Here is a 7,475-nt window from a genome sequence, read left to right on the forward strand (position 1 = left end):
GTGTATAAGAGACAGATGTGGTTCACCGAGGCGCACTGGCCGGCGTTTCGGCGGGTCGACTTCCTGCGGGCGCTGCGCGACTACAGCGTGCGACACCGCAGGTTCGGGCGGTAGGAGCAGGCGCGCTCAGGCGGCACCGTCTACAGTTTTCTCCCATGAAGTGGCGGCTGGCGGCGTTGACGCTGATCCCTGGGACCCTGATCTTCGGCGCCGCACCGGCGCAGGCCGACGAGAAGAGTTACCTCAGCTACCTGGAGTCGCACGGGTTTAAGTACCAGAACAGTCCCGGTCTGACCACGCCGGCCGGGGCGGTGCAATTCGGCGGGATCATCTGCCAGAACCTGCGCCGGGGCCGCCCCGCCAAGGACCGCTTCGGCACGAAGGTCGCCGACGGCGTCACCAAGGTCATGATCGACGCCGCGCAAAAGGAGCTGTGCCCGGACACCCTGGCGCCCGCGGCCACCACGACACCGGCGGTGCCGCCACCGGATGGCGCCGAACCGGCCCCGCCGGCCCCGGAGCTCGCACCCCTGCCGGACGGCGCGCCGCCGCCCGGTTTCCCGCCGCCCCCGATGTTCCCCCCGCCCCCGGGCTTCCCGCCGGCTCCGGAGCCGGTGCCCGCGCCCGCGCCCGCGGCCGAGTTCCCGCCGCCGCCGATTTGGCCGCCCGCACCCGAGCCGGCTCCGCCGCCCGCGGATGAGCCGGCGCCCCCGGCGGCGACGCCGCAGCCGGGGACCGCGACCCAGCCGTAGCGCTGGCCTCTGCGGGATCTGTCGTTAGAGCTTGCGCAGGCGCAGCCGGTTGATGGAGTGATCGGCGTCCTTGCGCAGCACCAGGGTGGCCCGCGGACGCGTGGGCAAGATGTTCTCGATCAGGTTGGGTCGGTTGATCGAGCGCCAGATGTCGCGCGCGGCGGCGACGGCCTGGTGGTCGCCCAACGCCGCGTAGTGGTGGAAGTGCGAACTGGGGTCGGCGAACGAGGTGGAGCGCATCGCCAGGAACCGCGAGACGTACCAGTGCTCGATGTCTTCGACCCGGGCGTCGACGTACAGCGAGAAGTCGAACAGGTCGGAGATCATCAGCGTCGGCCCCGTCTGTAACACGTTGAGGCCTTCGAGGATCAAGATGTCGGGGTGGCGGACCACCTGCTTGGCGTTGGGAACGATGTCGTAGCTCAGGTGTGAATACACCGGCGCGCACACGTAGTCCGCGCCGGACTTCACCGAGGTGACGAAGCGCATCAGCGCCCGCCGGTTGTAGCTTTCCGGAAAGCCTTTGCGGTGCATCAGATTCCGGCGCTCCAACTCGTGGTTGGGGTAGAGGAACCCGTCGGTGGTGACCAGGTCCACCCGCGGGTGGTGATCCCAGCGGGCCAGCAGCGCCTGCAGCACTCGGGCCGTGGTGGACTTGCCGACCGCCACACTGCCGGCCACCCCGATGACGAACGGCACCGGCCGGTCGGGGCTCTGGTCGTTCTCGCCGAGGAATTCTGCGGTGGCGGCGAACAGCTGCTGGCGCGCGGCGACCTGCAGGTGCAACAGTCGGGCCAGCGGCAGGTAGACCTCTTCGACCTCCAGCAGGTCGACCTGCTCACCGAGGCCGCGCAGGGCCACGACTTCGGCTTCGCTGAGCGGCATCGGCGTCGACATACGCAGTGTCCGCCATTGACGTCGGTCGAACTCCACATAGGGACTCGGCTCGCTAAGCCGCCGCATGACCATACAGTCTTGCAGGCACCTCGACCGTTAGCCTGATCGGGTATGGAGCCCGCCGTCTTGATCCGTGAATACCTGTTGCTCGGTCTGCGCTTCGACCGCATCGAACAGGGGTATGTCGACGCCTTCACCGGCGATCCCGCGCTGCGGCGTGCGGTCGCCGACGAACCGGCGCCCGACCCGGCCGCGCTGGCCCGCCAGGCCGAGAAACTGGCCGCGGAACTGCCGGGCGGGCTCGACGCCCAGCGCGCGGAATACCTGCGCGTACACCTGCGGGCGCTGGCCTGCGCCGGGCGCAAGTTCGCCGGCGAGCAGGTCGGCTTCGTCGACGAGGTGCGCGACTACTTCGACGTCGAGATCGCCAAGGCCGACACCGACCGCTACCGCGCGGCCCACGCCCGGCTCGACGAGGCGCTGGGCGGGACCGGCCCGCTGGCCGAGCGCATGATCGCCTACCGCCGGGCCGAGGAGATTCCGCCGGAGCGCCTCGAAGCGGCCATCCACGCGTTCTCCTCGGCGCTGCGCGACCGGGTGCGGGTGAGCTTCCCGCTGCCCGAGACCGAGACCATCACCTACGAGGTGGTGACCGACAAGCCGTGGTCGGGTTTCAACTACTACCGCGGCGACTACCACTCCACGGTGGCGGTCAACGCCGACCTCAAACAGCTGATGTCGAACCTGCCTCGGCTGGTGGCCCACGAGTCCTACCCGGGACATCACACCGAGCACTGCCGCAAGGAAGCCGGGCTGGTGGCCGAGCTGGGCCAGGCCGAACAGACCATCTTCCTGGTCAACACGCCGCAGTGCCTGATGGCCGAGGGGCTGGCCGACCTGGCGTTGCACGCCGCGGTGGGACCGGGGTGGGGCGCCTGGGCGGCCGAGATCTACGCCGATCTGGGTATGCCGTTCGACGGCGCGCGGGCCGAAGCGGTGTCCGAGGCCGCCGCGGCGCTGGCCGACGTGCGGCAGGACGCGGCGCTGATGCTGCACGACGAGGGCCGCGACGCCGACGAGGTGGTGGCCTACCTGCGCCGGTGGCTGCTGGTCCCCGAGGACCGGGCACGCCAGGCGCTGCGGTTTCTGGCCTCGCCGCTGTGGCGCGCCTACACCTCGACCTACGTGGAGGGCTACCGGCTGCTGCGCGCCTGGCTGGACGCTCCGCCGCAAGATCCCGGCGACCCGGCCGCGTCCGGGGGCCGGCTCACCGAGCGTTTCCGGCGGCTGCTCGACGAGCCGCTGACGCCGTCGCGCCTGCGTGCCGAGCTGGGTGGATAGCACGTCGGGCGGGTGCGCACCGGCTCGATAGACTTGCGCGCGTGACTGCCGCACCGAACACCCGCCCCGCATCCACCATGTCGGCCCCGCTGGCTGAACTCGACCCCGACATCGCCGAGCTGCTCGGCAAGGAGCTGGGGCGTCAGCGCGACACGCTGGAGATGATCGCCTCGGAGAACTTCGTGCCGCGGGCGGTGCTGCAGGCGCACGGCAGCGTGCTGACCAACAAGTACGCCGAGGGCCTGCCGGGCCGGCGCTACTACGGCGGCTGCGAGCACGTCGACGTGGTGGAGAACATCGCCCGCGACCGCGCCAAGGAACTGTTCGGAGCGGATTTCGCCAACGTCCAGCCGCACTCGGGCGCCCAGGCCAACGCGGCGGTGCTGCAGGCGCTGATGGAGCCCGGTGACCGGCTGCTGGGTCTGGACCTGGCCAACGGGGGACACCTGACCCACGGGATGCGGCTGAACTTCTCCGGCAAGCTTTACGAGAACGCCTTCTACGGTGTGGACCCGGTCACCCACCGCGTCGACATGGACGTGGTGCGCGCCCAGGCCCTGGAGTTCAAGCCGAAGGTGATCATCGCCGGGTGGTCGGCCTACCCGCGCATCCTGGACTTCGCGGCGTTCCGGTCCATCGCCGACGAGGTCGGCGCGACCCTGTGGGTCGACATGGCGCACTTCGCCGGGCTGGTCGCCACCGGACTGCACCCCTCGCCGGTACCGCACGCGCAGGTGGTGTCGACCACGGTGCACAAGACGCTGGGCGGTCCGCGCTCCGGGCTGATCATCGGCAAGAAGGAGTTCGCCAAGCAGATCAACTCGGCGGTCTTCCCGGGTCAGCAGGGCGGCCCGCTGATGCACGTGATCGCCGCCAAGGCCGTCGCGCTGAAGATCGCCGGCACGCCGGAGTTCGCCGAGCGCCAGCAGCGGGTGCTCTCCGGCGCCAAGATCATCGCCGAGCGGCTGCTGGCCGCCGATGTCGCCAAGGCCGGTGTGTCGGTGGTCAGCGGCGGGACCGACGTGCACCTGGTGCTGGTCGACCTGCGTGACTCGCCGCTGGACGGCCAGATGGCCGAGGACCTGCTGCACGAGGTCGGCATCACCGTCAACCGCAACGCCGTCCCGAACGACCCGCGGCCGCCGATGGTCACCTCCGGGCTTCGGGTCGGCACTCCGGCGCTGGCCACCCGTGGTTTCGGCGACGCAGAGTTCACCGAGGTCGCCGACATCATCGCCACCGCGCTGGCGGCCGGTTCGGCCGCCGACGTGCCGGCGCTGCGGGCCCGGGTCACCAAGCTGGCGCAGGACTTCCCGCTCTACGACGGCCTCGAGGACTGGAAGCTGGCCTAGCTCGCTTGGGCCGCGGGGCGACCGGTGCGCCGCTCGCCGTGACACGCCGCACCCCCGGGTTGACAGGATAGTGTGAATTCGGGTTACAGTTACTTTCATGGCTGAACGTCCCGTTGCTAATGCACTGATCCTCGAGCTGGAGCCGGTGGTCGACGCGAACCTGGCCCGGCACATCGACACGGTGGACCCGTGGTACGCCCACGACTATGTGCCGTTCGAGCAGGGCGAGAACTTCGCCTTCCTCGGTGGCAAGGACTGGGACCCGTCACAGGTCACGCTGCCCAAGGTGATCACCGACGCCTGCGAGATCCTGCTGATCGAGAAGGACAGCCTGGCCGGCTACCACCGCGAACTGGTCGAGCACTTCATCCTCGAGAACAAGTGGGCCCGCTGGATCGGCCGTTGGACCGCTGAAGAGCACCTGCACGCCATCGCGCTGCGCGAGTACCTGATCGTCACCCGCGAGATCGACCCGGACGCCAACGAGCGCGTGCGCATGGAGCACGTCCAGAAGGGCTACCGCGCCGACCGCTACAGCCAGGTCGAGACGCTGGTGTTCATGGCCTTCTATGAGCGCGCCTGCGCCGAGTTCTGCCGCAACCTGGCCGACCAGATCGAGGAGCCCGTGCTCAAGGGTCTGATCGGCCGGATCGGCGGCGACGAGGAACGCCACGAAGAGTTCTTCGCCAACCTGATCGCGCACTGCCTGGACTACGTGCACGAGGAGACCGTGGCCGCCATCGCCGCCCGGGCCGCCGAACTCAAGATCGTCGGTGCAGACATCGACGCCTACGCCGACCGGCAGCCCGGAATCGCCGAAGCCGGGATCTTCGGGCCCGACCAGTTGCGCCGGGTGATCTCCGACCGGATCAGCGCCTGGGGCTTGGCCGCGCACCCCGATCTGAAGCAGTTTGTGATCGGCTGACACTCCGGCGCGCCTGCGCTGCGGGCACGCATCGGCGGGGGTACCGTCGCAATCGATGGCTAGCCACACGCTTCGCTGTCTCATCGGCACCACCGGTCGTGATTACGACAGGACCGGCCCCGTTCCTGTGCCGCCCCCCGTCGAATTGTTCGCGCGGGGTCGCGCGTGCCCTCACCGCTGGAGCGCTTAGTGCCTGATATCCGGACGTACGTGCTCGACACCTCCGTGCTGCTGTCGGACCCCTGGGCTTGTACCCGGTTCGCCGAACACGAAGTTGTCGTCCCACTGGTGGTAATCAGCGAGTTGGAGGCCAAACGCCACCACCATGAGCTCGGCTGGTTCGCCCGCCAGGCGCTGCGCATCTTCGACGACATGCGCCTGCAACACGGGCGCCTTGATCAGCCCATTCCCGTTGGTACGCAGGGGGGAACGCTGCACGTCGAGCTCAACCACAGCGACCCCGCGGTGCTGCCCACGGGATTCCGCACCGACAGCAACGACTCGCGCATCCTGACCTGCGCGGCCAACCTGGCCGCCGAGGGTCGCCGAGTAACGTTGGTGAGCAAGGACATTCCGCTGCGGGTCAAGGCCGCCGCGCTGGGCCTGGCCGCCGACGAGTACCACGCGCAGGACGTCATCGTCTCCGGCTGGACCGGAATGGACGAGGTCGAGGCGTCGGTGGAGGACATCGACGCCCTGTTCGACGAGGGCGAGATCGACCTGGCGGCTGCGCGGGATCTGCCGTGCCACACCGGAATCCGGCTGCTGGGCGGCAGTTCGCACGCGTTGGGCCGGGTGAACGCCGCCAAACGGGTGCAGCTGGTCCGCGGCGACCGGGAGGCGTTCGGCCTGCGGGGCCGTTCCGCCGAACAGCGGGTGGCGCTGGATCTGCTGCTCGACGAATCGGTGGGAATCGTCTCGCTGGGCGGTAAGGCCGGCACCGGCAAGTCGGCGCTGGCGCTGTGCGCCGGCCTGGAAGCGGTCTTGGAGCGCCGCACCCAGCGCAAGGTGGTGGTGTTCCGTCCGCTCTACGCCGTCGGCGGCCAGGAACTGGGCTATCTGCCCGGCAGCGAGAACGAGAAGATGGGGCCGTGGGCCCAGGCGGTGTTCGACACCCTGGAAGGTCTGGCCAGCTCCGCGGTGCTCGAGGAGGTGCAGTCGCGCGGCATGCTCGAGGTGTTGCCGCTGACCCATATCCGGGGCCGCTCGCTGCACGACTCGTTCGTGATCGTCGACGAAGCGCAGTCGTTGGAGCGCAATGTGCTGCTGACGGTGCTGTCCCGGCTCGGCACCGGGTCGCGGGTGGTGCTCACCCACGATGTCGCGCAGCGCGACAACCTGCGGGTCGGCCGGCATGACGGCATCGCCGCGGTGATCGAGAAGCTCAAGGGCCATCCGCTGTTCGCGCACATCACCCTGCTGCGCAGTGAGCGTTCGCCGATCGCCGCCCTGGTCACCGAGATGCTGGAGGAGATCAACGGGCCCGACCTGGGCTGAATCCCCAGGTCGAACCTAAGAAACTGCCAACAAAGAAGTTACTGAACTCTGATGGTTAGGTAAGCTTCCTTGTGTGGATGGCAGGCGAGCGAAGGGTACTCGTAGCGGGCGGCAACGCCCTCACCGCCTCACCGGAACGGTCCCCAGACGGGTTTTCGGCTCGACATCGCTGGTAGGAGCCTTATTGGCCCTCGGGATGTCGCCGGCTTCCACCGCGCCCGCGGTGGCTGACTTCGACGATTTCCTGGCGCCGCTGTGGGACGCGATCAGCGCCGCGCAGGTGGAGCCGGATCTCTTCGCGGCAGTCGGCGTGGAGTTGCCCTTCGTCGCGCAGGCCGATGCCGCCGCATGGGATGCCCTCTACGACGAGCTCAGCGACTTCGCGGACACCAACAGCTGGCTGCTGGACCTGATCAACGCGCCGTTCGTCACGATGTTCGGGCGGACGCTGATCGGTGACGGGATCGACTTTTACACCGGCACCAACGATTCCTGGTTCGGCTGGTTACCCGGAATCGGCGACCTTGGTGACGGCGGGTTCTTGTTCGGCGACGGCGGCATCGGCGCCGACGGGACGGCCGATCACCTGGCGGGCTATGCCGGCGGCTTCGCCGGAATGTGGGGCAACGGCGGCGACGGCGGCGCCGGATTCGACGGGGGAACCGGGGGCGACGGCGGCGACGGCGGCTGGCTGGCCGGCAACGGCGGGGC

8 protein-coding genes are annotated in these 7,475 nt (G+C 69.2%); 7 read left to right on the forward strand and 1 reads right to left on the reverse strand.

The window, feature by feature from the left end; genetic code table 11:
- Both LI92_RS22560 and LI92_RS18445 read left to right on the forward strand, forming a co-directional pair.
- Positions 1–114, forward strand: a 114-nt coding sequence (locus LI92_RS22560) for an undecaprenyl diphosphate synthase family protein (RefSeq protein WP_192830088.1), incomplete at its 5' end; no start/stop codon positions are given.
- Positions 115–155: 41 nt separating this feature from the next.
- Entirely contained in the window at positions 156–752 is a 597-nt protein-coding gene (locus LI92_RS18445; RefSeq protein ID WP_046321498.1) for a DUF732 domain-containing protein, read from the forward strand.
- Between the two features lie 24 nt (positions 753–776).
- On the opposite strand, the gene coaA is transcribed toward LI92_RS18445, so the two are convergent.
- Positions 777–1,715 (reverse strand): type I pantothenate kinase, encoded by a 939-nt coding sequence (gene coaA, locus LI92_RS18450; protein ID WP_046321508.1) that lies wholly within the window; start codon positions 1,713–1,715, stop codon positions 777–779.
- 45 nt (positions 1,716–1,760) lie between these two features.
- Here coaA and LI92_RS18455 point away from each other — a divergent pair, with 45 nt between their 5' ends.
- The 5 genes from LI92_RS18455 to LI92_RS18475 form a co-directional block, all read left to right on the forward strand.
- Positions 1,761–2,990, forward strand: a complete 1,230-nt coding sequence (locus tag LI92_RS18455) for a hypothetical protein (RefSeq protein ID WP_046321500.1) — start codon at positions 1,761–1,763, stop codon at positions 2,988–2,990.
- Positions 2,991–3,067: 77 nt separating this feature from the next.
- Positions 3,068–4,342: a serine hydroxymethyltransferase gene (gene glyA / locus LI92_RS18460; RefSeq protein ID WP_046321502.1), complete on the forward strand. Its 1,275-nt coding sequence runs from the start codon at positions 3,068–3,070 to the stop codon at positions 4,340–4,342.
- 97 nt (positions 4,343–4,439) lie between these two features.
- A complete protein-coding gene (locus LI92_RS18465) occupies positions 4,440–5,267 on the forward strand; it encodes an acyl-ACP desaturase (protein ID WP_046321504.1) in 828 nt (275 codons plus the stop codon).
- 189 nt (positions 5,268–5,456) lie between these two features.
- On the forward strand, positions 5,457–6,764 hold the full coding sequence (gene phoH2, locus LI92_RS18470; protein WP_046321506.1) for an RNA 5'-3' helicase PhoH2: 1,308 nt from the start codon (positions 5,457–5,459) through the stop codon (positions 6,762–6,764).
- 184 nt (positions 6,765–6,948) lie between these two features.
- Positions 6,949–7,475, forward strand: a 527-nt coding sequence (locus tag LI92_RS18475) for a PGRS repeat-containing protein (protein ID WP_353585455.1), incomplete at its 3' end; no start/stop codon positions are given.

Source organism: Mycobacterium sp. UM_Kg1 (genome assembly GCF_000972925.1).
Lineage (GTDB): Bacteria > Actinomycetota > Actinomycetes > Mycobacteriales > Mycobacteriaceae > Mycobacterium > Mycobacterium hiberniae.

Bases quoted from the DNA above. Each gene is read 5' to 3' on its own strand.
- LI92_RS18445 (WP_046321498.1), top strand. From the start codon at position 156: ATGAAGTGGCGGCTGGCGGCGTTGACGCTGATCCCTGGGACCCTGATC.
- LI92_RS18455 (WP_046321500.1), top strand. From the start codon at position 1,761: ATGGAGCCCGCCGTCTTGATCCGTGAATACCTGTTGCTCGGTCTGCGC.
- coaA (WP_046321508.1), bottom strand. From the start codon at position 1,715: ATGCGGCGGCTTAGCGAGCCGAGTCCCTATGTGGAGTTCGACCGACGT.
- glyA (WP_046321502.1), top strand. From the start codon at position 3,068: ATGTCGGCCCCGCTGGCTGAACTCGACCCCGACATCGCCGAGCTGCTC.
- LI92_RS18465 (WP_046321504.1), top strand. From the start codon at position 4,440: ATGGCTGAACGTCCCGTTGCTAATGCACTGATCCTCGAGCTGGAGCCG.